The organism is Neomelitea salexigens DSM 19753, assembly GCF_000422345.1.
In the GTDB taxonomy this organism is placed as follows: domain Bacteria; phylum Pseudomonadota; class Gammaproteobacteria; order Pseudomonadales; family Spongiibacteraceae; genus Spongiibacter; species Spongiibacter marinus_A.
In genome coordinates this window covers 183286-205219 of sequence record NZ_AULP01000006.1, presented here as the reverse complement: position 1 = coordinate 205219, position 21934 = coordinate 183286, and the positions used below count along the sequence as shown (strand labels likewise).

Here is a 21934-nt window from a genome sequence, read left to right as displayed (position 1 = left end):
TTTTTTAAAATGTCTTTCTCTGTTTCAAGGCGCTTAACTTGCCGCTCGAGCTCCCGAATACGACGCTGTTCTGAGGTCATAGGAGAGGCATCGTAGCTGCCACCAGAACGTTCTTGCTTGAGTTGGCGAACCCATTTGTCCATCGTGGACTTGCCCACGTTCATGGCTTCGGCGGCGTCTTTCACTGAATAGCCCTGGTCAACGACGAGCTGTGCGGATTCGAGCCGAAACTCGGGGCTGAAGGTCGGGCGTGATGGTCTGGTCATTGGGTCACCTGTAATCGAATGAGGTGATGCTATCACCTCTAATTAGGTGGCCAAATTCACTATGCCACTACACCTGTAGATTATGAGCGTCAGTATTTAAAAGAGGCTGAAAAGCGTCTAGTGAACTAGTGGCGATTCAACTTTCTATCTTGACGCCACCGTTCCGCTATATGCAGCATATCTTCATACGATAGATGGTCTTTGATAATCCCTGATCTAACTTGACGACAAAAATGCTTCTTCCATGCATTTTCAATATCCCCCTTCAGAATGGGAATAATACCTATAACAATTCCTATAATTGCCCCAGCAACTGCTGGAGCAGAAATATTGCTTATTAACGATGTGATTTCTAGGCTCATAATTTCCCTTATTGCCTAACATTCATACATAGCGCACGCTCGGTTTGCCCGACCACCACTAGACCGCCCAATGGCACAAGGCATTGAATCTATTACTAAACCGACGTACTCACGCAAAGTCGGTGGCTGGAATAACGCGCATGCGCGTTTGTCTTGAAGGCAGGGTGTCATAGCTATTGCCCGTATTTCCTTATGTGGCTGTTTTGCCGCGCGTTTTTGGTAATCGCTCAGGATTAACGCGCATTCCTTGCTGGAAATACGAGCATAAAGGCTTGGCGCACAAAAAACTATAGGCGGCGTGAATAGGTAGTTTGCCAGCAGACAACGGCTTGCACGCTGCGCTTTATTGCCAATGCTGGAAACAAAAAGGCCCTCGAATGAGGGCCTGTTAGGTGGTTTACACGCGGGGGGTTTAGAAGCGCAGCACCCCTTCCACGGCGACGCTGCGCGGCGCATCGGTAGAGGCAAAGTGAGCGCCTACAAACAGCGGAACGTCGTTGCCGTGTGAGGTGGTGATTTCGTTAGTGAGGTTTTTCCCCAGCAGGGCCAGCTCCCAGCCCTGGGCGAAGCTCATCAACGACAGGCGGCTGTTGATTTTATAGAAGGCGTCTTGCTTGTCGGCTTCGTCGCGGTCCTGGGTGGTGTAGTACTCCTCGGTGTAGTTCAGGTCTAACTGGAAGCGCATTTCCATGCTGTCGCCGATGGGCCGAACATATTGCCCGGTGAGGCTTGCGGTGACTTCCGGCGCGTAGTCGGTGCCCTGGCCAGAGAGGTCCTGGCGGCAGTCGGGGTTACCAGCGCGGAAGGCGGCATCGGTTTGCACGGCGGCACAGGGGCCATCTTCAAATGAGGTGAAGTAGGAGTCCAGCCACGCTGCCGACGCGCCAATGGTCAGTCGTTCGCTCAGGGCCATGCGGAAGTCCGCCTCTACGCCTTGGGTGATCGACTCCGCAGCGTTGCCCACCACGTAGCCTGTCAGGGTGAAGTTACTCACCTGGCGATTGGCAAACTCGGTGTAGAACGCCGCGGCGTTGAAGGTAGCGGCACCGTCAAACAAGGTGGTTTTTACCCCTAGCTCGAAGGTGTCGGCTTCTTCGTCTTCATAGGTGAAGGCGTCCTGACTGGAGGTAGTGTCGCTGGCGTTAAAGCCGCCGTCTTTAAAGCCTTTAGCGTAGCGGAAGTAGCTCATCACATCTTCAGTGGCGTACCACTGCAGGTTAAAGGCCGGTGAGACGTTTTCTACACTGCGCTCGTTTTCGATATCGTGGTTTTCGGAGTTGTTCAATGCGCCTGCGATCACCGCGTAAAGTGGATTAATTGTGCGCTCTTTTGAACGGAACTCTCCGATATCTAAATACTTGGTAGCTTCTTTTTGGTCTTCACCCCAGCGCAGGCCCAGTGTGGCGCTTAGCGTGTCGGTGATATTCCAAGTGGCCTGCCCAAATACCGCCAGGCTGTCGGTGGTTTGTTCAAACTCGGTAAAGGTTGCTAACTGGGTGGGCAGCGATAGGCCCAATAGCGAGCTGGGAATCCCCACGGCGTCGAAGTCCAGGTTCAGCCACAGGGTGCTGGTCAGGTCTTGGGTATGAGCGTAGATACCGCCGATGTAATCGATGCGCTCACCCACCGTACCCGCGATGCGAAATTCCTGACTGATTTGGGTGAAGTCTTCGGTGTTTTCGGTGCCGATAAATTCCAGGTCAGTAAAGTCGGCGTCCAAATTAAAGAAGAAATCGAAGTGAGAGTAGCCGGTGATGCTGGTTAAGGTCACGGTGTCAGTGAGTGCATACTCCAGCGTAAACACAGCGGCTTCGCTGTTGTTCTGGGTAAAGGCCGGTTGCCAATCGAACTGTTTGTCGGACTTGCGGCGGTCAAACTTGCCATCTTCGCGCGGGTCGATTTCGTCTTCCAGGTTGAAGGACAACAGCGGCAGTGGCAGGTTAACCGGCAAGTTGATGGGCAGTGAAATATTCGACTGGTACAGGTTAAAGGTACCGGTGTTGTCGGTGAGCTGGAAGGTGGTGCCCTGAATGCCGAAGTCGGATTTTTCCAGCTTGAGGTTTACATCCAGCTTGTCGGTGGCGTCCCAGCGCAGTGCCAGGCGCAGCGAGTCCTCGGCGCGCTGGGCTTCGTCGCGGTCGAGAATAAAGTTGTCGACATAGCCGTCTTCTTCCAGGCGTTTGTAGGCAGCACGCGCCGAGAAGTTGCCCCCTAGCGGCGTATTCAGAATGGCGGTCACTTCCCGCGCGCCGATCTCGGGGTTGTATTGGTAGGCAATTTCACCGCCTAACTCGTCGTTGGGGCGGCTGGTGCTGATGTTCACCGCACCGGCGATGGTGTTCTTACCAAACAGGGTGCCCTGCGGGCCTTTGAGCACTTCAACCAGTGCAATGTCCAGGAAAGGCGCTTGGAACTGCTGGCCGCGACCGGCGTAGATACCGTCGATAAACATGCCTACCGATTGTTCAAAGCCGCGGTTGTCACCCGAGCCAACCCCGCGAATATAGATGGCGTTACCCTGACCGGTAACGGCCATTTTAAAATTGGGTACGTAGGCGGTGAGCTCTTCGATACGCTGCAAGCCAGCATCGCGAATTTTGGCGCCATCTACCGCCGCAACGGCAATGGGAACATCTTGAAGGCTCTGCTGTTGTTTCTGAGCGGTGACAATCACTTCTTCGAGCTGGGCGCGAGGTTTACCATCAGCCGCGAACCCGGCGGCTGGCAGCACGGCCAAGGCCAACGCGGTAGTGCACCATCGTCTGGGGTTTACCATAGCAATTCCTTATTAGTGTTATTCGCCAGCATAGTGACGCAAACAGGCACAAGGAAGATTGTTCAACGGTGCCGGATGTGTCGCGGCGCGACACATCCGTTATTAGCTGGCGGTATCAATAAAACCCCACCGGAATTGCGTAGCGCCCCACAGCCGGAGCGCTGGGGCAATATCTAACCGTTAGAAGCGCACAACGCCTTCCAGGGCCAGGCTGCGCGGGGGGTCGGTGGCGGCAAAATGGGCGCCAACAAACAGCGGTACATCGTTGCCCGCGGGTCGGGTCATTTCGTTGGTGAGGTTTTTGCCGACTAAGGCCAGCTCCCAACCCTGATTGAAGTGCGCCAAAGACAGACGGCTGTTTATTTTGTAATAGGCCTCCTGCATATCGGCGGCGTCGCGGTCCTGGGTGTAGAAGAATTCATCGCTGAAATTCACATCCACCTGCAGGCGCAGTTCCATGCTGTCGCCAATCGGTTGCAGATACTGACTGGTAAGGCTGCCGGTGTATTCCGGCGCGTAATCGGTGCCCTGGCCGCTGAGATCCTGACGGCAATCTTTATTGCCCTGCTCCGACGCCGTGCGGGTTTGCTCAGCGGTACAGGGGCCATCGGGAAAGGCCGTGAAATACGAGTCCAGCCATGCCACAGAGGCGCCAACAAGCAGCCGCTCGGTAAGCGCCCAGCGCATATCCGCTTCAAAGCCCTGAGTAATAGACTCGGCGGCATTGCCCACCACATAACCGGTCAGCGTAAAGTTACTGACCTGGCGCTCCATAAACTCTGTATAAAACAGCGCCGCGTTCACGGTCATAGCGCCATCGAGCAAGGTGGTTTTAATGCCCAGCTCGTAGGTGTCGGCCTCTTCGTCCTCGTAGGCAAAGGCGTCCTGACTGGCGGTGGTGTCGTTGGCGTTAAAGCCGCCATCTTTGAAGCCTTTGGCGTAGCGGAAATAGCTCATGACATCTTCATTGGCATACCACTGCAGATTGAAGGCCGGTGAAACATTGTCGACTTTGCGAGCGTTTTTAATGTCGTGATTTTCCGAGTTATTGAGCGCGCCAGCCAACACCGCATACACGGGATTCGGGGTGCGCTCCTTGCTGCGGAACTCGGCAATATCCAAATACTTGTGGGCCTGCTTCTCATCCTGCCCCCAGCGCAAACCCAAGGTGGCACTGAGCGACTCGGTAATCGCCCAGGTGGCCTGACCAAATACCGCCACGCTGTCGGTATCTTGCTGGTATTCGGTAAACGTAGCGAGTTGGCTGGGTAGGGAAATGGTGGTGCCCGGCAGCGAGATGGAACTGGGCACCCCCAGTGCCTGGAAGTCCAGGTTTAGCCAAAGCGTGCTGGTAAGCTGCTGCTTGTGGGCGTACACACCGCCGATAAAGTCGATGTTGTCACCGATATTCCCCGCCAATCGAAACTCCTGGCTGAGCTGGCTGAAGTCTTCGGTGTTTTCGGTGCCGATGAACTGCAGGTCGGTGAAGTCAGCGTCGAGGTTAAATCGAAAATCGAACTGGGAATAGCCGCTAACGCTGGTAAGCGTGAGGGTTTCACTCAGGGCGTATTCCACCGTGAATACGGCGGATTCGCTGTTATTTTGGGTGACTGCCGGTTGCCAGTCGAACTGACGGTCTGACTTGCGGCGGTCCAGGCGGCCGTCTTCGCGGGGGTCAATTTCGTCTTCAAGATTTACCGAGTAAAGCGGCACGGGCAGTGACACAGGCGGCGTGACGGGCAAGCCGAAATTCGACTGGTACAGCGAAAAGGTGCCGGTGTTATCCACCAACTGGTGGGTGGTGCCCACTTGGCCAAAATCCGACTGCTCCAGCTTGAGGTTGATGTCGAGATCATCGCTGGCGCGCCAGCGCAGACCCAGGCGCAGCACATCTTCGGCGCGCTCGGTTTCATCCTGGTCGAGAATAAAATTATTCACGTAGCCGTCTTCGGTTAAACGCTTATACGCTGCCCGCACGGCAAAGGCATCGCCCAGCGGCACATTAACGGTGGCGGTCACTTCTTCTGCGCCAATTTCCGGGTTGTGCTGGGCGCTGAATTCGCCGGAGAAGGTATCACTGGGTTTGGCGGTGCTGATATTGACCGCCCCGGCGATGGTGTTTTTGCCAAACAAGGTGCCCTGCGGTCCTTTTAGTACTTCCACTAAGGCAATATCGAGGAACGGCGACTGGAACTGCTGACCGCGCCCGGCGTAGATGCCGTCGATAAACATGCCCACCGATTGCTCAAAGCCGCGATTGTCACCCGAGCCCACGCCGCGAATATACACCGCATTGCCCTGCCCGGTGACCGCCATTTTAAAATTGGGCACATAGGCGGTGAGTTCTTCAATGCGCTGAATACCGGCATCGCGAATTTTAGCGCCATCGACGGCGGCCACGGCTATCGGCACATCTTGCAAGCTTTGCTGCTGCTTCTGGGCGGTGACCATCACCTCTTCCAGCTGCGGCCTGGACTTGCCCTCCTCGGCCAGCGCCGCAGCAGGTAATGCGGCCAGCGCCAGCGCGCCGATACAGCATTTGCGAACTCCCATAGTCACTCCTTGTTTGTATTATTTTGGTATGGAGGATCAGCGGCCTTAATGAGTAAGGCCTTTAATCACGTTACGAGTTTTTATTTGTCAGTTGTTTATTAGCCAGTCACCGCCTATTCACCACTGGCGACGGGAGGCAAGGCCTCGATAGGGATAACCGGCAGCACCACACTTGAAGGCCGGTCGGCGTCGCTGTATACCGTCATCACCCCCGCCAGCTGATCGACAAGGTCTAGCACTGGCGGGATGCCGCGCGGGAAATCACTGGCACCCACCGAGATGCGCAGTGCGTGCCCCCGTTTAATCACAGCGCTGGTTGAAAATATCTCCACGTTGATGGCCACCACCTCGTTTATTGCCAGGGGCTGACGGCTGTCGGCGGTATATAGGTGCCAGGGCTGAATCATATTGCCGGCAACATAGCGCGACTGGTTAGGGTCCACCGCCCGCGCCGACGCGGTAAGCAAGCCACTGGTCAGCGGCCGGGATACGCCGTCGGGGGAGACATCGCTCACCCTCACCACCACGCCGGCATCCAGCGCCGTGGTAGAGATCCACAAATCGGCCTGAATGGGGCCGTTAATAAAATAGTCCTCCTCCATCGGCGCACTGGTGTAGGTGACTTCCAGCGTTTCATTTATTCGGTTGTCGTCGTAGCAGGGAGAAGGAAGCAAACCGAGGATGCCCGCCGACCACTGGGCAGTGCTATCTGAGCAAATACCGGCGAAGGGTTGTTGCAAGACAACCTTGCTCCCCTCATCGGCGGCAGCACCCTGCTGGCTTAAGCTGCCATCGCCACGCAAATACCAGCGCTCACTTTGCAACTGTGGGTGTGGCCAGTCTGGCAGCGTTACATAGCGCTCTTCGCCATAGAGATATTGGGTGACGGCGGGCATATTTTCTGCCCCATTATTCATGCCCTTCAGGTAGTGGTCGAACCAGGCCAACGCAATATCGTCGCCGTGGGGAATGCCGTCGACCGGCAGCCCCTCTAACTGGGAACCCTGCAAATGGTCCCAGGGGCCAATAAGCAGTTTGGCATTGGTGTTGTCCTTGAGTCCCTCGTAGGCCATTGGTTCGCTGCGCTGAAAAATATCACGCAAGCCGCCGACCACGAAGGTGGGCACTTTTACTTTGTCGATATGAGTCAGGGGCGAGCGCACGCGCCAGAATTCGCTGTCGTAAGCGGTTTCATCATTGCCGGTAAGGCCACCGATCAAGGTTGTTGCCTGAAATTCCGTCACCGCGTTGGCGGTGTGTTCGGCAAACACGCTGAGTAGTTGCTCGGGGTCCTGGAAACTTTCCTGCGCGGGAATTAACGACAAACCAGTTACCAGGCCTAACCATGCAGGCACAAAGGCACCGTTGATCTGACCACCGGCAAAGGTGATATCGCGATAGACATCCCCCGGCGGCACGATTGCAAACAGCGCTTTGTGTGCCGGGTGATTGTGCTGCGCGGTAAGCAATTGCGTGATGGCCATAAACGATGGCCCCCAGGTACCCACGTTGCCGTCTGACCACGGTTGGCTGGCCACCCAGTCCATCACTTCCAGGTAGTCGGCCTGCTCGACCGGCCCCCAGGCTTCCCACACGCCTTCAGAATTTCCCGTGCCACGCACGTCGACATAAACCTGCGCGTAGCCGCGTTGAACAAAATAGGGGTTGGCAGCCGTTACGCCACCGGTACTGCTGTTGTATCCGGTCTGCGTGAGAATCACCGGCAGCGGTGTCTCGACGGGATTCCCCGCCTCGTCGGCCGGTAAGGTGATATGGGCGGACAGGCGAACGCCGTCGCGCATTTCGATAAATTCGCGGGGTAAGGTCACCATCGCGCTGAATTCCTGCGGACGCTCGTAGGGCTGCCACGCTCGTGTTTCTGCCGAACCGGTGTCATTGGCCGTGGTGGTTTGGCCGCTGTTTGAAGAGCCGCCGCAAGCCGTTAACATTGCACCGAAACAGATCAATAGCCCGGCCACTACTTGGTCACGCAAGCCCATCATGATGATTCTCCGCGTTGAGAGCGCACCGGCCGATAATTGCCGGGCGGATTCTTATCTTGTTTATTATTGTTATTGATTCGTTGCGAGCGGGAGCTGTGCCTGAGTATCCATGCTAAAGCGAGCCGCTACACAGCGAGACAAGCCTAGCGCCTCGCCAGCATTATTATGATTATGTTGATCAATACTGACCCAAAACCCGGGCTGTGGATTGTCTGCCAATGCCACGCAGTGTCCCACACCGCCAAAGACACTATAGAGCATATTTGTTACCTAGAAATCGGCAAACAAAAAAAATGCCGGGCTTAGCCGGCATATTTTGTATTAAGCGCTGAGCACTCGCCGCCAGAATTTATCTTTGAAGCGCTGCTGCGCGCGCTTGAGAAACAGCGAGGAGATCATGCCTTCAATCGTTTCAGCAACATCGCTGCGAATCGCCATTTGCTGCGCTTTGCTGGGCACTTTGCCTTTGTATTCGCTGAGGTCAACGGGGTCACCAAACTGAATAAAACAGCGCTGGGGCTTGGGCAACAGCGTACCGAACAAGCCAACCGGAATCGGCCCCATCAGATCGGTGCGGGAGTTTTCGTTTAACAAGCCAAATCGGGTGAGCAATTTACCCAACAGCGAGTTTGGCAGGTCGCGACCTTCCATTAAGTGGCGATAAAACTCCTCCGGGCCCACTACCGCCGTGGGAATAATGGTGTAGCCATGCTTAGCGGCCATGCGCACAAAGCCGGTACGCTCTTTCCACTGCAGGGTGTATTTTTGGTCAGCGGGTTTGGTGGCCTCGTGGGCGCCGCCGGGAAATACCAGAATATCCTGGCCTCCTTCCATCAGCGCACTGCACACCTCTGGGTGGCCGATGACCGCGCCCTGATTCAGCAAGAACTGCTCATTGACGCTGTTCCACATCCATTTATCGCTTAAGGCACGCAAAAAGCGGCCATGTTCTGCCAGCATCGGCAGGCCGAGAATCGGGCCATCGACCGCGTAAATGGAATGGTTAGCGACAAACAGGCAGGGTTTGTCCGGCAGTTTGTCGGCATCGAGAAACGTCGGGGAAAACAGGTATTTGAGCAGTTTATATACCCAGTCCCGCGCGGGGTGGGTGGGCGGTTCAACCGCCACTACGCGCTCGATGTAGCGCTGCATATCTTCGCCCTCGTAGGGCACATAATCCTTGTCGTTGATACTCATAACGCTATGTCATGCCTTTTTCGGTTGTAGTTCGCCCCGCCCTCGGGCGGGTCGTACGCTTACGCAATAACTCCATGTCTCGTTGCGCAACGCGCCAAGAATACCGAGACCGCGCAGCAACATCGACGTTTTATTCGTCAATAAATACGCACTTGGCGAAATTCGTGTCGGAAAAGTGGGCGGCAAAAAAAAAGCACTGCAAATGCAGTGCTTTCTTCGGAATTTGATGGTGGGCCGTGATGGATTCGAACCATCGACCAATTGGTTAAAAGCCAACTGCTCTACCACTGAGCTAACGGCCCCGAAAGAGGCGCTTATAATACGGATTTTGAGATCAAAAACAACAGCATAAGCATAAAAAAATTGTTTTTTTTACCCGATTAACGATAGCGCGTCGGATCGCTGACACCGGCCTCGATAAAGCCTTGTCGACGCAGGTGACAACTGTCGCAACGACCGCAGGCATAGCCTTCATCATCGGCCTGATAACAGGATACGGTGAGGCTGTAATCCACACCCAGGTCAGTGCCCAAACCAATGATCTGCGCCTTGCTGAGGTCGATAAGCGGCGTGGCGATATGCATGGCCTGCCCCTCTACCCCCACTTTTGTGGCGACATTCGCCAAGTGTTCGAAGGCGTCGATAAAGGCAGGGCGACAATCGGGGTAGCCGGAATAGTCCACCGCATTCACGCCAATGTGGATGCTGTTGGCGCCGATTACCTCGGCCCAGCCCAACGCGATGGATAAAAACACGGTGTTGCGCGCCGGCACATAAGTGATGGGTATGCCTTCGCCACCGGCATCGGGTACGTCGATGCTGGCGTCGGTCAGCGCCGAGCCGCCAATGCTGCTCAGGTCCAGTTTGATAATCTTAAATTCTTTCGCGCCGTGCGCATCGGCAACGCGGCGGGCGGCAATCAATTCGGCGCGGTGGCGCTGGCCGTAGTCAAAGGCCAGGGCATAGCATTCATAACCATCGGCGCGGGCCTGAGCGAGCACAGTTGCACTGTCGAGACCGCCTGATACCAATACAATTGCTTTCTTTGTCACTGCTCTGCCTATTACTTAATGTCCGGGGGCGTCCTGCCATAGGAGTTTGTGTAGCTGAAGCTGGAAGCGCACCGGCAAGTTGTCTTCGATGATCCAGTCGGCGAGGTCGCGCGCCGGCAACTGCTCAAAACTCGGCGAAAACAGTACCTCTCCGACCCGCTCAGGCAAACGGTGCTGATCGACCTGGAAACGCGCCCAGTCGTAGTCGTCGCGATCACAAATAACAAACTTTACCTGGTCGTTCGCGCTAAGGTGGTCGAGATTTTCCATCAAATTGCGGTGTTGTTCCCCCGAGGCGGGAGTTTTCAGATCCACGACTTTCGATACGCGTGGGTCAACATCGGCAACGGGCATGGCGCCGCTGGTCTCCAGGGACACCTCGTAACCGGCATCGCACAGTGCCCGCAATAAGGTTATGCACTCCGGCTGGGCAAGCGGCTCGCCCCCTGTTACGCAGATGTACCGCGGCGAATAACTGGCAACCTGCGTGAGAATGTCGTCGATGCTGCGACGCTCACCGCCGTGAAAGGCGTATTCGGTATCGCAGTAGGTGCAGCGCAGCGGGCAACCGGTTAGGCGCACAAAGACAGTGGGCAGGCCAATGGTTTTGGACTCGCCCTGTAAAGAGTAGAAAATTTCGGTAATTCGCAGACTGGCGCTCATGCTTGTGCCGCTCCGGGTGAAACGGCCTGGCCGTTAGACGGGCTAGTAAACCCAAAGGGCGCTATTTTAAGAGCTGAGCCGCCCGAGGGCAACGCGCAGCGAATGCGGTGGCTCTTTATGAGTCACTATTGGCTATTAGCAACTCTTGGCTGTTAGTAATTCTTGCGTAGGAATTCGCGGGCTTTTATCACCGCCGAATTACCGGTGTTGCCGTAGCGGTCGATAACGTGGGTGAGCATTTCACGCGCTTTGTCTTTGTCATCCTGCAGGAAGTAGACCGTTGCCAGCTTGTACATGGCGGCGGGTACTTTGCCGTTTTCGGGGTAGTCGGCTAACAGCTTTTGGAAAGCGGCAGACGAGGCCTCCAGGTTTTGTGGTGAAATCGCCACATAGAGCTCTCCCAGCCAATACCAGGCATTGGGCGTGTAGCGCTCGGAGGGATAGGCTTTTACGTAGGCTTCGAAGGCGGTAATGGCGTCGGTGTATTGGCGCGCCTTCACCAGGCTGTATGCCTGTGCATAGTCGACCGAGGGTTTGCCGGTAAGGCCATTATCGGTGCTTGCCGGAGCAGGTGCCTCAGTGCTTTGTTGATCTGCCGGTGCAGTGCTTGTCGCAGGCGCCGCAGCGGGAGGAAGCGCGTCAGTAGCAGCGGGTGCAGCTGCCGCCGCGCCCCCCGCCACACTGCTGAGCCGTCGATCCATATCGATATAACGGTCCAGACTTTGTTGCTTCAATTGACGAAGCTGATGCCCCTGCTCTTCTACCGTTCCACGCAGCGCCATAATCTCTTGCTGGAGCTGCTGAAGCTGCTGGTAGATGCCCGCTTCCAGGCCCGCCCCGGCATTGTTGCGCCGGTTTGGGTCATTGATATCCTCCACCGGAGCCTGGGCCCATACCGAAGGGCCAGACGCCAGCAGGGCGATCATCACGGTTTTTTTCAGTTGCATCAGCTTGCCTTATTTCTATTACTTAAGTTCTACGCGACGGTTTTTAGAGTACGCAGACTCAGACTGACCGAAAGCGATAGGACGCTCTTCACCGTAGCTTACGGTTTCAATACGGTAGCGAGCAATGCCGTTGATTGCCATGTAGTCGGCAACGGAGTTGGCACGACGCTCACCCAGGGCCATATTGTACTCGCGAGTACCGCGCTCGTCAGCGTGACCTTCCAGGCGAATAGGGCCAGTGGTTTTTTGCAGACGGGCAATCTGTGCGTCCAGGTTGCGGCGCGCTTCAGCGGTCAGCGTGGCTTGGTCGAATTCGAAGTAGAAGATGTTTTCCAGAACCACTTCTGGCTCTTGCGCTTCGTATGCCGACACATCAGATTCCATGCTCTGAGTTGGCTCAGAGTAGGTGTTCATATCGCTGGTTTGGCCGCTGCTGTCAGTATCGTTTGACGCACAACCTGTGAGCAAAGCACCGGCTAAGGCAACACCCAGGAACAACTTAGATTGGTATTTCATTGTATTTCCCCACTTGCAAAGTTTACTTTCAGTTGCAGATAAACCATTTATCTGCAGGATTTTATCCGGCCACTACTCATACAGAAAAGGCGACCACGCCGGCTCACGCACATCTCCAAACCGGGATGGCAAGCGGTAACGCACACCGCCATCCACAGATACTGCTGCCAACACCCCTTTGCCGTTGTACGTTGTAGAATACAACAACATACTGCCATTGGGAGCGACACTGGGCGATTCATCCAAGTCGGTGGAGGTTAGTATCTCCACTCGGTTGCGCTTGAAGTCCTGGACGGCAATATGAAACCTGCCCTGCACCCTGTGTACCATAACCAGCCCCAAGCCGTCGCCCAATATCCTGGCGCGGGCATTGTAGTCACCTTCAAAGGTGACACGTTCGACACTTCCTGACGCCAATTCTACTCGGTAAATCTGCGGCTTACCGCCTCGGTCCGACGTAAAATAGATCGACTTTCCATCCGGAGCCCAAGCGGGCTCGGTGTCGATGGCAAAGTGATTGGTCACCTTTTTAAGGCTCTGGCTTGCCAGATCCATCACGTATATATCAGGGCTACCGTCTTTAGATAGCACCATGGCCAATTGTTTTCCGTCCGGCGAAAATGCCGGAGCACCATTAAGACCGCGGAAATTCGTTAATTGTTTCCGTTGGCCGGTCTGCAAATTATGTAAATATATCGCAGGACGCGTCGTTCTGAATGAAACATAGGCAATATTCTTGCCATCGGGTGACCATGTCGGCGCCAAAATTGGCTCCATGCTGTCGGCCAACACCTCCTCACCCACGCCGTCGATATCGCTTTTCAGCAAACGGTAGCGAAAACGGTTGTCCCCTTCACGCACCGCCGACACATATAGCAGCTGAGTACGGAATGCCCCGCGAACATTGGTTAATTTTTCGTATATGCGGTCGCTAATGGTGTGAGCGAGAAAGCGCACTTTGTCAAAACTCTGCGACTCTTCCCCCTGCAGGATGCTGCGCTGGGTATTCACATCAAGTAGCTCGTAGCGGGCGACCAGGTTGTTGTCGCGGCCAAAACTCAGCTCACCGACCACCACATAGTCAACACCGAGGCTTTTCCAGTCGCGGTAGTAGACTTCGTTGGCATTGGCCGGACGACTGAGCATGTCGGCGCGACTCAATGGCTCGAACAGACCGCTGCGGTGCAGGTCGCGTTCAACAATGGATGCCACATCCTCGCGCAGGGTCACGCCGGCCTTCCAACCAAATGGCACAACGGCGATGGGCACGGGGTCGTCTTTGCCCTCATTAATTTCAATGGTGAGGTCAGCGACGCTCGGCAGCGTCCACAGCAGCAGTAACAGCGTTATTATTAGCGGTTTTCGCATTATCGTCTCAAATCAGTTGGCTCAAATTTAAATTGGAAATGACGGAATTTCCGCTCGTAGGCAGCGCGATTTTGCTGGGCGAGCTCACCCAGCTCAGCGATTTCTCCCAGACCTTTGACAGCGCGTAAGGCAGATTGATCAAAAGCCTCGTTGCCGCTGCCTTTGACTACTGAGGCGCTAATAATTTCCCCTGTTGGCAATGTGCGAATGGCAACCGTCACCGACATACCGTTGCGGGCGCTGGGCGGGCGCGACCAGTTGTTCACCACTAGCTGGGCGATGAGGTCCTCGTAACTGCTAACCAGCTCGGCTTCCTCCAACGCGGCATCCTCAGACGCCAGCGCCGCCGCCAATTCCTCTTGTTGCTGTTTGCGAATCTGCTCCTGCAGCGCGCGCTGTTTGGCTTCTTCCGCCGCTTTCTCAGCCGCTTTTTTCTGGCGAATTTCTTCCGCTGTTGGCCCCTTGGGCTTGGGAGCAGGCTTCGGCTTGGGTTTAGGCTTAGGCGCAGGCTTGGGCTTTACTTCCGGTTTAGGCTTCACCACCGGCTTTGGTTTAGGCGCGGGCTTGGGCTTGGCTGGCTGCGCGGGTTTAGCGCGACTGGGCGGGACTTTGTCGATAACCAGCTTCGCCTGAATCACCACTGGCTTTGGCTTAAGCTCCTGGCTGTCGCTAATACCGGGCAGGCCAATAAGCAACACGGCAGCCACCAGGCCGTGCAGCAAAAGTGTGACCATTGCCGGAATTAAACGGAAGCCCTGCATGTTTACTTGCGCCCCGCCGCCGGCGGTTCTTCGGTAATCAAACCTACCGATGGCGCGCCAGCGCCCTGCAATACGGCCATAGCCGCCACCACCGCGCCGTACTCAACGGCGTTGTCGCCGCGCACCATCACCGGCGTTTTGGGTTTGTTGCGCAGGATTTTACTGAGCTTTTCACCGATCTCGGCCAGCGGCACCGGCTCGCCCTGTTTATCCGGGTCGCCAAGGCTCACATAGTAGCGGCCGTTCTTATCCACCGAGACGATGATCGGGTCATCATCGGTGGGCGGTACCGGCTCGGTCGAGGCCTCGGGTAAGTCAACCTGCACCCCTTGAACCAACATCGGCGCGGTCACCATAAAGACGATCAACAGCACCAGCATTACGTCGATATAGGGGACGACGTTAATGTCCGACATGGCTTTGCGTTTATTGCGACGACTCATGTCTGTGCCCCTTAGCGCACGTGAACCTGGCGGTGCAGCAGGCTGGAGAATTCGTCGGCAAAGGTTTCATATTTGCCCATATACGAATCGAGTTTGGCGGAAAAACGGTTATAGGACATCACCGCCGGGATCGCAGCGATCAACCCCATTGCCGTTGCCACTAGCGCCTCAGAAATACCCGGTGCTACCGTCGCCAGTGTGGCTTGCTGTACCTGCGCCAGACCGTGGAAAGACCCCATAATGCCCCACACTGTGCCAAGCAGGCCGATGTAAGGGCTGGTGGAGCCGACCGTTGCCAGGAAGGGCAAGCTCTTTTCCATGTGTTCTTCTTCGCGCGAAATGGCAACGCGCATCGCCCGCTGACAGCCTTCCATCACCGCGTCGGAGTCGATATTGCGCTGGGCCATGCGGCTGAACTCTTTGAAGCCGGCGCGAAAGATGCTTTCCATGCCCACTGCCAAGCCCTGTTTGTTACTGCCTTCTTGATAGAGGGTGTTCAAATCGCCCCCCGACCAAAACTGCGCCTCAAAGCGCTTCATTTCCCGCTCGGCCATGGAGAAATACATCACCCGCTGGGCAATTGCATACCACGACAGCAGCGATGCCAGCACCAAAATAGCCATGATCGCCTGCACAAAAAGGCTGGCCTGACTAATCAGCGTAATAATGGACAGGTCTTGCTCCACAGCAGCTCCCCTCTGAATCGAATTTTTTGTTACTGACCGGTTTCGGCCTCGGCAGCCAACACCTGATAAATAGTCTTTGGCAATCGTCTTGCCCGCCCAACAAGCGGGTCGACACAAGCGATCTGTATGCTTGCCTCGCACAGTAACTCTTGGTCGCGATAGACATGCTGTTCAAACATTAGTGCCGTCGGACGCAGAGATTTTATATTTGCCGTGACGCGCAGCACATCATCCAGCTTCGCCGAGGCGTGGTAGCGCGCCTGCACGTCGCGAACCACCATGAGCAAACCATCATCGGCCATAGCAGCTTTCGCAAAGCCGCGCTCGCGCATATATTCGGTTCGCGCCCGCTCCATATACTTCAGATAGTTGACATAGTAGACGATGCCACCGGCGTCGGTGTCTTCGATGTAGACCCGCAGTGGCAGCGAGAATTCCGCGCTCATTGGTCGGCCCCGTCTGGCCGGCTCAATCCGAAATGCTGATAAGCGTGGTTAGTGACCACGCGACCACGCGGTGTGCGCATAATGTAGCCCTGCTGTATTAAATAGGGCTCGAGCACATCCTCAATGGTGCCGCGCTCCTCACTGATGGCAGCCGCCAGGCTTTCAATACCCACAGGGCCGCCGTCAAATTTTTCGATCATGGCCAGCAGCAGGCGGCGGTCCAGATGATCGAAACCGCGATTATCGACATTGAGCATATTCAGCGCCGCATCGGCCACGTCGGCACTGACATTGCCATCGGCTTTGACTTCCGCGTAGTCGCGAACACGCCGCAGCAGGCGATTGGCAATACGCGGTGTGCCGCGCGAGCGCATGGCGATTTCTTTGGCGCCGTCGTCGTCGATGGTCATACCGAGGATCGCCGCCGAGCGGCTAACAATGGTGGAGAGGTCGTTGACGCCGTAAAACTCCAGGCGCTGAACAATGCCAAAGCGATCGCGCAGCGGTGAAGTGAGCAGTCCCGCACGGGTAGTTGCCCCCACCAGAGTAAAGGGCGGCAGGTCGAGCTTGATCGATCGCGCCGCGGGGCCTTCACCGATCATAATATCGAGCTGATAATCCTCCATCGCCGGATAGAGGATCTCTTCAATATGGGGGCTGAGGCGGTGGATCTCGTCGATGAACAACACATCGCCTTCATCGAGATTGGTCATCAAGGCCGCGAGGTCACCGGCTTTTTCCAGCACCGGGCCTGAGGTAGTTCGCAGCGATACGCCCATTTCATTGGCCAAAATATTGGCCAAGGTGGTTTTACCCAGCCCGGGCGGACCAAAAATAAGGGTGTGGTCGAGGGGTTCACTGCGACGACGCGCGGCATCGACGAAAATGTCCATTTGCTCGCGAACCGCTTGCTGACCGATATAGTCCTCGAGACTTTTTGGACGAATGGCGCGGTCAAAACGCTCTTCGGCGCCTTCCACAGGCTCGGGGGCAATCAGGCGATCGACTTCTATCATAGTGTTTTCCAGCGTGATTAGCTGACCATATTCTTCAATGCGGCGCGAATCAGCGCTTCGCTTGTCTGCCCTTCGGTGTCCAGAGCATTAATCGCCTTGCTGGCTTCCTGGGGTTTATAGCCCAAGGCTACCAGAGCCGCCTCAGCTTCGGCCAACACCGCCGAAGCTGAGGGCTGCGCAGCCACAGCGGGCGATGCCGCTGCCGACGGCGCCCAGCTTTCCAAGCGGTCTTTCATTTCCATGATCAGCCGCTCTGCGGTCTTCTTGCCCACGCCGGGCAGTCGGACCAGCGATGCGGTGTCGCCCTCTTGCACGCAACGCACAAAATCGTCGCTGTCGATTCCCGACATCACCGTCAAGGCAAGCTTGGGGCCGACGCCGTTAACTTTGATCAGGTCGCGAAACAGCTGCCGCGAGCGGGTGTCGCTAAAACCAAACAGCAATTGCGCGTCCTCGCGGACAATAAACTGAGTGTAGAGCGACACCTCTTCGCCCAGCGGCGGCAGGTTATAGAGGGTGGTCATCGGCACCAGGACTTCGTAACCGAGGCCGTTGATATCCACCACAATTTCCGGGGCCTGCTTTTCCAGCAAGACACCGCGCAAACGAGCAATCATGAATTTACCTTAGCGCTAAGTCGGCCGCGGCGCAGGCGCGCGGCAGTAAGGGGTTCTGACATACTGTGCAAGCCTTCCCGGGCATGGGCGTGGCAAATGGCCGCGGCCAGAGCATCCGCGGCATCTTCCTGGGGCGCCGCCGGCAGTTTGAGCAAGACTTGCACCATATGCTGGATCTGATCTTTATTTGCGGCGCCGGTACCCACCACCGCTTTTTTTATCTGTCGCGCGGTGTATTCCGCAACCGGGATATCTTCAGACACGCAGGCCACCACCGCCGCGCCGCGCGCTTGCCCCAATTTAAGTGCCGAGCCAGCACTTTTGGACATAAACACCTCTTCCACCGCGGCTTCATCGGGACGGTACTCGCCGATAATGGTCGACAGGCTGCGGTAGATAATTTTAAGGCGCTCAGGCAGTGCGCCCTGTGGCAAGCGAATGACACCACTGCTGACATAGCGGTGACGACGACCTTCAATCGAGATCAGACCAAAGCCCGTTTTCTGCGAACCGGGGTCGATGCCAAGAATAATTGTCATAGCGTATCACTGTTCAAAACTGCGCCTATTATGCACAGATCACACAGCGAAATGACAATCACACTTGCTTACTCCAGCTCGGCAAGCACCGCATCGGGGATGTCGGCATTGGTATAGACATTTTGCACATCGTCGAGGTCTTCGAGCATGTCCACCAAGCCCATCACCTTCTCAGCGCCGGCTCTGTCCAGCGTCACAGAGGTGGAAGGCTGCATGATGACATCGGCCGACTCGTGCTCCAAACCCGCCGCCTGCATCGCGTCTTTTACCGCCAGAAATTCTTCCCAAGGGGTAAGCACTTCGACGCTGCCATCGTCGTGGTCAATCACGTCGTCGGCACCGGCCTCCAGCGCTACCTCCATCACCTGCTCTTCATTAACACCCGGCGGGTAGAGAATCTGCCCCAGGCGATCAAACAAATAGGCGACCGAGCCGTCAGTACCGAGGTTGCCACCGCGCTTGCTAAACGCATGGCGCACATCCGCGACCGTGCGATTGCGGTTGTCGGTCATGCATTCCACCAGCACGGCAACACCACCAACACCGTAGCCTTCGTAGGTGACTTCGTCGTAGTTGTCACCCTCGGCATTGCCGGCGCCGCGCGCGATGGCTTTATCGATGGTATCGCGCTTCATATTGGCGCCAAGCGCCTTGTCGACCGCCGCGCGCAGTCGGGGATTGTCTTCAGGCTGTGGGCCGCCCGCGCGGGCGGCAACCACTAACTCGCGAATCAGCTTGGTAAATACCTTGCCGCGTTTGGCGTCCTGCGCCGCTTTGCGGTGTTTGATATTGGCCCATTTACTGTGACCCGCCATAGCTCCCTCACTCGGCGGCCCTACCCTGCCGCCGTGTTACTTACTCTTCGTTTTTACGCAGACGAATGCTCAACTCGCTGAGTTGACGGGTTTCTACCACGCCAGGCGCGTCGGTCATCACACAGGCCGCCGTTTGCGTTTTGGGGAAGGCGATCACGTCGCGAATCGACTTCGCATCGCTCATCAGCATTACCAAGCGATCCAGACCGAAGGCCAAACCACCGTGCGGGGGCGCACCGTATTTCAGTGCGTCGAGCAGGAAGCCAAATTTTTCGCTGGCTTCTTCGTCGCTAATGCCCAGTACGCGGAATACCGCTTCCTGCATCTCCGAGCGGTGAATACGGACCGAGCCGCCGCCCAGCTCGGTGCCGTTGAGCACCATGTCATAGGCAATAGACAGGGCGTCGCCGGGCGCATTTTCCAGCTCTTGCGGGCTGCACGAAGGCGCGGTGAATGGGTGGTGGAGACTGGTCCAACCGCCCTTGTCATCTTCTTCGAACATGGGGAAGTCAACAACCCACAGTGGCGCCCACTCGGCGGTGTAGAGATCGAGGTCTTCACCCAGCTTGCAACGCAATGCGCCCAGGGCTTCGTTGACGACTTTGGCGCTGTCGGCGCCGAAGAAGATCAAGTCGCCATTTTCGGCGGAAACACGCTCCAAAATCGCGGCGCGCACTGGCTCGGGGAGGAATTTAACAATGGGTGACTGCAGGCCGCCCTCAAGGTCGGACTTGTCGTTGACCTTGATATACGCCAAGCCCTTCGCGCCGTAGATACCGACAAACTTGGTGTATTCATCTATTTGCTTACGGCTCAGCTTATCGTTGCCACCGGGCACTTTCAGGGCAGCAACGCGGCCTTTTGGGTTGGTTGCCGGGCCAGAGAATACTTTGAACTCGACTTCGGCCATCAAATCGCCAACGTCAACCAGCTCCAGCGGAATACGCAAGTCTGGCTTGTCGCTGCCGTAGCGGTTCATTGCCTCGGCGTATGGCATGTGCGGGAAGTCGCCCAGATCCAGGTCCAACACTTCTTTGAACAGATCGCGGATCATGCCTTCTGCGACAGCCATAATCTGCTTGTCGTCCATAAAGGAAGTTTCGATATCGATCTGGGTAAATTCAGGCTGGCGATCGGCGCGCAGGTCTTCGTCGCGGAAGCACTTGGCAATCTGGTAGTAGCGGTCGAAGCCGGACACCATCAGCAGCTGCTTAAACAGCTGAGGTGATTGAGGCAGCGCGAAGAATTTACCGCCGTGGGTGCGGCTGGGCACCAGATAATCGCGGGCACCCTCGGGGGTTGCGCGGGTCAGGATAGGCGTTTCAATATCCAAGAAGCCCTGCTCGTCCATGTAGCGACGCAATACCGAGGTCACCTTGGCGCGCAAACGCAATTTATCGGCGATCTGCGGGCGACGCAGGTCAAGGTAGCGGTAGCGCAGGCGCACATCTTCGCCAACCTCTGTGTGATCGTCGAGCTGGAATGGCGGCGTTTCGGATTCATTGAGAATCTCGATCTCTTTACCCAGCACTTCGATCTCACCGGTCTTCATACTGGGGTTAACCGTGGCGCCGTCGCGGGCGCGGACTCGGCCGCGAATCTTCAATACATATTCGCTGCGCACCCGGTCTGCCGTAGCAAAATGCTCTTCTGTGTCCGGGTCAAACACGACCTGGACGATGCCCTCACGGTCGCGCATATCCAGAAAGATAACCCCACCGTGGTCGCGGCGACGATCCACCCAACCGCAGATCGTGACGTCCTGATCGATGTGCTCGCTTCCGAGGCTCCCGCAAAAATGGCTGCGCATTGATTCTTTCCTGCTTTTGTAAAGTCATAAACGGGCCGCAATTGGCGGCCCCTGAATTAGCTATCTGATCCCGACGAGGCTCCGCCGTCGCCAGCTAGATTTTTCTTCTTTCCACCCGATTTAAAATCGGTTTCATACCAACCGCCGCCTTTTAGGCGAAAACCGGCTGCTGATATCTTCTTGACCAGCTTGTCGGCATGGCACTGCGGACACTCAACTAGCGCCGGATCACTCATTTTTTGCAAGGCTTCCAGCTCGTGCTGACAGGCCTGACACTGATATTCATAAATGGGCACTGGAATCCCCTCCAATACAAATCATGAAAACGTGACCTTCTGGAAAAACCGTCGGGCACAACCACAGGTAGAAAAAGGAGCGGGATTATAACGCAAAGCAGTGCCGGCGATAAACGCAGTACAGCGGGAATATGTCGATCAGTGCAGAAGGGTTAAAAACCTACAAAAAAGCCGCACCGATACGACGGAATCGCACGTATCGGCGCGGCTTTTGACGCCTGGGCTTAAGAGGCGAAGTCCTTGAGCTTTTTCAGTGGGCGTACTTTTACCGCCACACTAGCGGGCTTGGCTTTAAACGTGGTCTCTTCACCGGTAAAGGGGTTGATACCCTTGCGCGCCTTGGTGGCAGGCTTTTTCACGGTGGTAATTTTCATCAGGCCTGGAATGGTAAATTCGCCCAACGAGCGCTTTTTAATGCTGCGTTCGATCAGCACTTCGAGCTCTTCCAGCACGCTGGCCACTTGCTTGCGGCTAAGTTCGGTGTTGGTGGCAATCTCGTTGAGGATCTGGGTTTTGGTCATCTTCTCACTGAGTGCCGTCATTTTGCGCTTGGGGGCAGCCTTCGCCGCCGGTTTTGCTTTGGCAGCGGCCTTTTTCGGAGCAGTTTTACGTGTCGCCATAGGGATCAGTCCTGTTCAGGGAAAGTTTATTATTGCTCGGTAAAAGTTGGCACTGAGCCGATACCGCTTCGCCGCTGCCCGGCGCTTCGCAAAGAAGCGTGCACGCAACAACGAGGCCGTGCCTCGCACTACTAATAGTCGATTGGCCTCGGCAAAACAAGGCTTAAATACGACATCCGCAC

General features: G+C 56.0%; 22 protein-coding genes and 1 tRNA gene. All 23 read right to left on the bottom strand.

Annotated features, from left to right (window positions below; genetic code table 11):
* The coding region (locus H573_RS0111150; protein ID WP_027874183.1) for an IS3 family transposase at positions 1-266 on the bottom strand (266 nt) is incomplete at its 3' end.
* Positions 267-391: 125 nt separating this feature from the next.
* A complete protein-coding gene (locus H573_RS19535; RefSeq protein ID WP_154653876.1) occupies positions 392-628 on the bottom strand; it encodes a hypothetical protein in 237 nt (78 codons plus the stop codon).
* A gap of 412 nt (positions 629-1040) precedes the next feature.
* A complete protein-coding gene (locus H573_RS0111145) occupies positions 1041-3404 on the bottom strand; it encodes a TonB-dependent receptor (protein WP_084498026.1) in 2364 nt (787 codons plus the stop codon).
* A gap of 180 nt (positions 3405-3584) precedes the next feature.
* Positions 3585-5957, bottom strand: a complete 2373-nt coding sequence (locus H573_RS0111140) for a TonB-dependent receptor (protein ID WP_027874351.1) — start codon at positions 5955-5957, stop codon at positions 3585-3587.
* Between the two features lie 113 nt (positions 5958-6070).
* On the bottom strand, positions 6071-7960 hold the full coding sequence (locus H573_RS0111135) for a CocE/NonD family hydrolase (protein ID WP_036256545.1): 1890 nt from the start codon (positions 7958-7960) through the stop codon (positions 6071-6073).
* A gap of 321 nt (positions 7961-8281) precedes the next feature.
* Entirely contained in the window at positions 8282-9157 is an 876-nt protein-coding gene (locus H573_RS0111130; protein ID WP_027874349.1) for a lysophospholipid acyltransferase family protein, read from the bottom strand.
* Positions 9158-9384: 227 nt separating this feature from the next.
* A tRNA-Lys gene (locus tag H573_RS0111125) sits at positions 9385-9459 on the bottom strand.
* Between the two features lie 78 nt (positions 9460-9537).
* A complete protein-coding gene (gene queC, locus H573_RS0111120) occupies positions 9538-10209 on the bottom strand; it encodes a 7-cyano-7-deazaguanine synthase QueC (RefSeq protein ID WP_027874348.1) in 672 nt (223 codons plus the stop codon).
* A gap of 15 nt (positions 10210-10224) precedes the next feature.
* Positions 10225-10872: a 7-carboxy-7-deazaguanine synthase QueE gene (gene queE / locus H573_RS0111115; RefSeq protein ID WP_027874347.1), complete on the bottom strand. Its 648-nt coding sequence runs from the start codon at positions 10870-10872 to the stop codon at positions 10225-10227.
* A 152-nt stretch (positions 10873-11024) separates the two neighbouring features.
* Complete coding sequence (gene ybgF, locus H573_RS0111110) at positions 11025-11819, bottom strand: tol-pal system protein YbgF (protein ID WP_051171216.1); 795 nt, start codon at positions 11817-11819, stop codon at positions 11025-11027.
* Between the two features lie 18 nt (positions 11820-11837).
* Entirely contained in the window at positions 11838-12335 is a 498-nt protein-coding gene (gene pal / locus H573_RS0111105; RefSeq protein ID WP_027874345.1) for a peptidoglycan-associated lipoprotein Pal, read from the bottom strand.
* Positions 12336-12407: 72 nt separating this feature from the next.
* Complete coding sequence (tolB, locus tag H573_RS0111100; protein ID WP_027874344.1) at positions 12408-13703, bottom strand: Tol-Pal system beta propeller repeat protein TolB; 1296 nt, start codon at positions 13701-13703, stop codon at positions 12408-12410.
* The gene (locus H573_RS0111095; RefSeq protein WP_027874343.1) at positions 13703-14464 is read right to left on the bottom strand and encodes an energy transducer TonB; all 762 of its coding nucleotides are present in this window, start codon (positions 14462-14464) and stop codon (positions 13703-13705) included. Before H573_RS0111095 ends, tolB begins: the two co-directional genes overlap by 1 nt.
* A gap of 2 nt (positions 14465-14466) precedes the next feature.
* The gene (tolR, locus tag H573_RS0111090; protein WP_027874342.1) at positions 14467-14907 is read right to left on the bottom strand and encodes a protein TolR; all 441 of its coding nucleotides are present in this window, start codon (positions 14905-14907) and stop codon (positions 14467-14469) included.
* 11 nt (positions 14908-14918) lie between these two features.
* Positions 14919-15593: a protein TolQ gene (gene tolQ / locus H573_RS0111085; protein WP_027874341.1), complete on the bottom strand. Its 675-nt coding sequence runs from the start codon at positions 15591-15593 to the stop codon at positions 14919-14921.
* Between the two features lie 29 nt (positions 15594-15622).
* Positions 15623-16039, bottom strand: a complete 417-nt coding sequence (ybgC, locus tag H573_RS0111080) for a tol-pal system-associated acyl-CoA thioesterase (RefSeq protein ID WP_027874340.1) — start codon at positions 16037-16039, stop codon at positions 15623-15625.
* On the bottom strand, positions 16036-17055 hold the full coding sequence (gene ruvB / locus H573_RS0111075) for a Holliday junction branch migration DNA helicase RuvB (RefSeq protein ID WP_027874339.1): 1020 nt from the start codon (positions 17053-17055) through the stop codon (positions 16036-16038). The genes ybgC and ruvB overlap by 4 nt, the downstream gene beginning before the upstream one ends.
* 17 nt (positions 17056-17072) lie before the next feature.
* Positions 17073-17672 carry a Holliday junction branch migration protein RuvA gene (ruvA, locus tag H573_RS0111070; protein ID WP_027874338.1) on the bottom strand — a complete coding sequence of 200 codons (600 nt, stop codon included), beginning with the start codon at positions 17670-17672 and terminating at the stop codon, positions 17073-17075.
* On the bottom strand, positions 17669-18211 hold the full coding sequence (gene ruvC / locus H573_RS0111065) for a crossover junction endodeoxyribonuclease RuvC (protein ID WP_027874337.1): 543 nt from the start codon (positions 18209-18211) through the stop codon (positions 17669-17671). Before ruvC ends, ruvA begins: the two co-directional genes overlap by 4 nt.
* Positions 18212-18279: 68 nt before the next feature.
* Positions 18280-19026: a YebC/PmpR family DNA-binding transcriptional regulator gene (locus tag H573_RS0111060; protein ID WP_027874336.1), complete on the bottom strand. Its 747-nt coding sequence runs from the start codon at positions 19024-19026 to the stop codon at positions 18280-18282.
* Between the two features lie 40 nt (positions 19027-19066).
* Positions 19067-20836, bottom strand: coding sequence for an aspartate--tRNA ligase (gene aspS / locus H573_RS0111055; RefSeq protein WP_027874335.1), 1770 nt, complete (start codon positions 20834-20836; stop codon positions 19067-19069).
* 56 nt (positions 20837-20892) lie between these two features.
* Complete coding sequence (locus tag H573_RS0111050; protein ID WP_027874334.1) at positions 20893-21132, bottom strand: FmdB family zinc ribbon protein; 240 nt, start codon at positions 21130-21132, stop codon at positions 20893-20895.
* A gap of 224 nt (positions 21133-21356) precedes the next feature.
* On the bottom strand, positions 21357-21752 hold the full coding sequence (locus H573_RS0111045) for an HU family DNA-binding protein (protein ID WP_027874333.1): 396 nt from the start codon (positions 21750-21752) through the stop codon (positions 21357-21359).
* Positions 21753-21934: the final 182 nt, after the last annotated feature.

Bases quoted from the DNA above. Each gene is read 5' to 3' on its own strand.
- H573_RS19535 (WP_154653876.1), bottom strand. From the start codon at position 628: ATGAGCCTAGAAATCACATCGTTAATAAGCAATATTTCTGCTCCAGCA.
- H573_RS0111145 (WP_084498026.1), bottom strand. From the start codon at position 3,404: ATGGTAAACCCCAGACGATGGTGCACTACCGCGTTGGCCTTGGCCGTG.
- H573_RS0111140 (WP_027874351.1), bottom strand. From the start codon at position 5,957: ATGGGAGTTCGCAAATGCTGTATCGGCGCGCTGGCGCTGGCCGCATTA.
- H573_RS0111135 (WP_036256545.1), bottom strand. From the start codon at position 7,960: ATGATGGGCTTGCGTGACCAAGTAGTGGCCGGGCTATTGATCTGTTTC.
- H573_RS0111130 (WP_027874349.1), bottom strand. From the start codon at position 9,157: ATGAGTATCAACGACAAGGATTATGTGCCCTACGAGGGCGAAGATATG.
- queE (WP_027874347.1), bottom strand. From the start codon at position 10,872: ATGAGCGCCAGTCTGCGAATTACCGAAATTTTCTACTCTTTACAGGGC.
- ybgF (WP_051171216.1), bottom strand. From the start codon at position 11,819: ATGCAACTGAAAAAAACCGTGATGATCGCCCTGCTGGCGTCTGGCCCT.
- pal (WP_027874345.1), bottom strand. From the start codon at position 12,335: ATGAAATACCAATCTAAGTTGTTCCTGGGTGTTGCCTTAGCCGGTGCT.
- tolB (WP_027874344.1), bottom strand. From the start codon at position 13,703: ATGCGAAAACCGCTAATAATAACGCTGTTACTGCTGCTGTGGACGCTG.
- H573_RS0111095 (WP_027874343.1), bottom strand. From the start codon at position 14,464: ATGCAGGGCTTCCGTTTAATTCCGGCAATGGTCACACTTTTGCTGCAC.
- tolR (WP_027874342.1), bottom strand. From the start codon at position 14,907: ATGAGTCGTCGCAATAAACGCAAAGCCATGTCGGACATTAACGTCGTC.
- ybgC (WP_027874340.1), bottom strand. From the start codon at position 16,039: ATGAGCGCGGAATTCTCGCTGCCACTGCGGGTCTACATCGAAGACACC.
- ruvB (WP_027874339.1), bottom strand. From the start codon at position 17,055: ATGATAGAAGTCGATCGCCTGATTGCCCCCGAGCCTGTGGAAGGCGCC.
- ruvA (WP_027874338.1), bottom strand. From the start codon at position 17,672: ATGATTGCTCGTTTGCGCGGTGTCTTGCTGGAAAAGCAGGCCCCGGAA.
- ruvC (WP_027874337.1), bottom strand. From the start codon at position 18,211: ATGACAATTATTCTTGGCATCGACCCCGGTTCGCAGAAAACGGGCTTT.
- H573_RS0111060 (WP_027874336.1), bottom strand. From the start codon at position 19,026: ATGGCGGGTCACAGTAAATGGGCCAATATCAAACACCGCAAAGCGGCG.
- aspS (WP_027874335.1), bottom strand. From the start codon at position 20,836: ATGCGCAGCCATTTTTGCGGGAGCCTCGGAAGCGAGCACATCGATCAG.
- H573_RS0111045 (WP_027874333.1), bottom strand. From the start codon at position 21,752: ATGGCGACACGTAAAACTGCTCCGAAAAAGGCCGCTGCCAAAGCAAAA.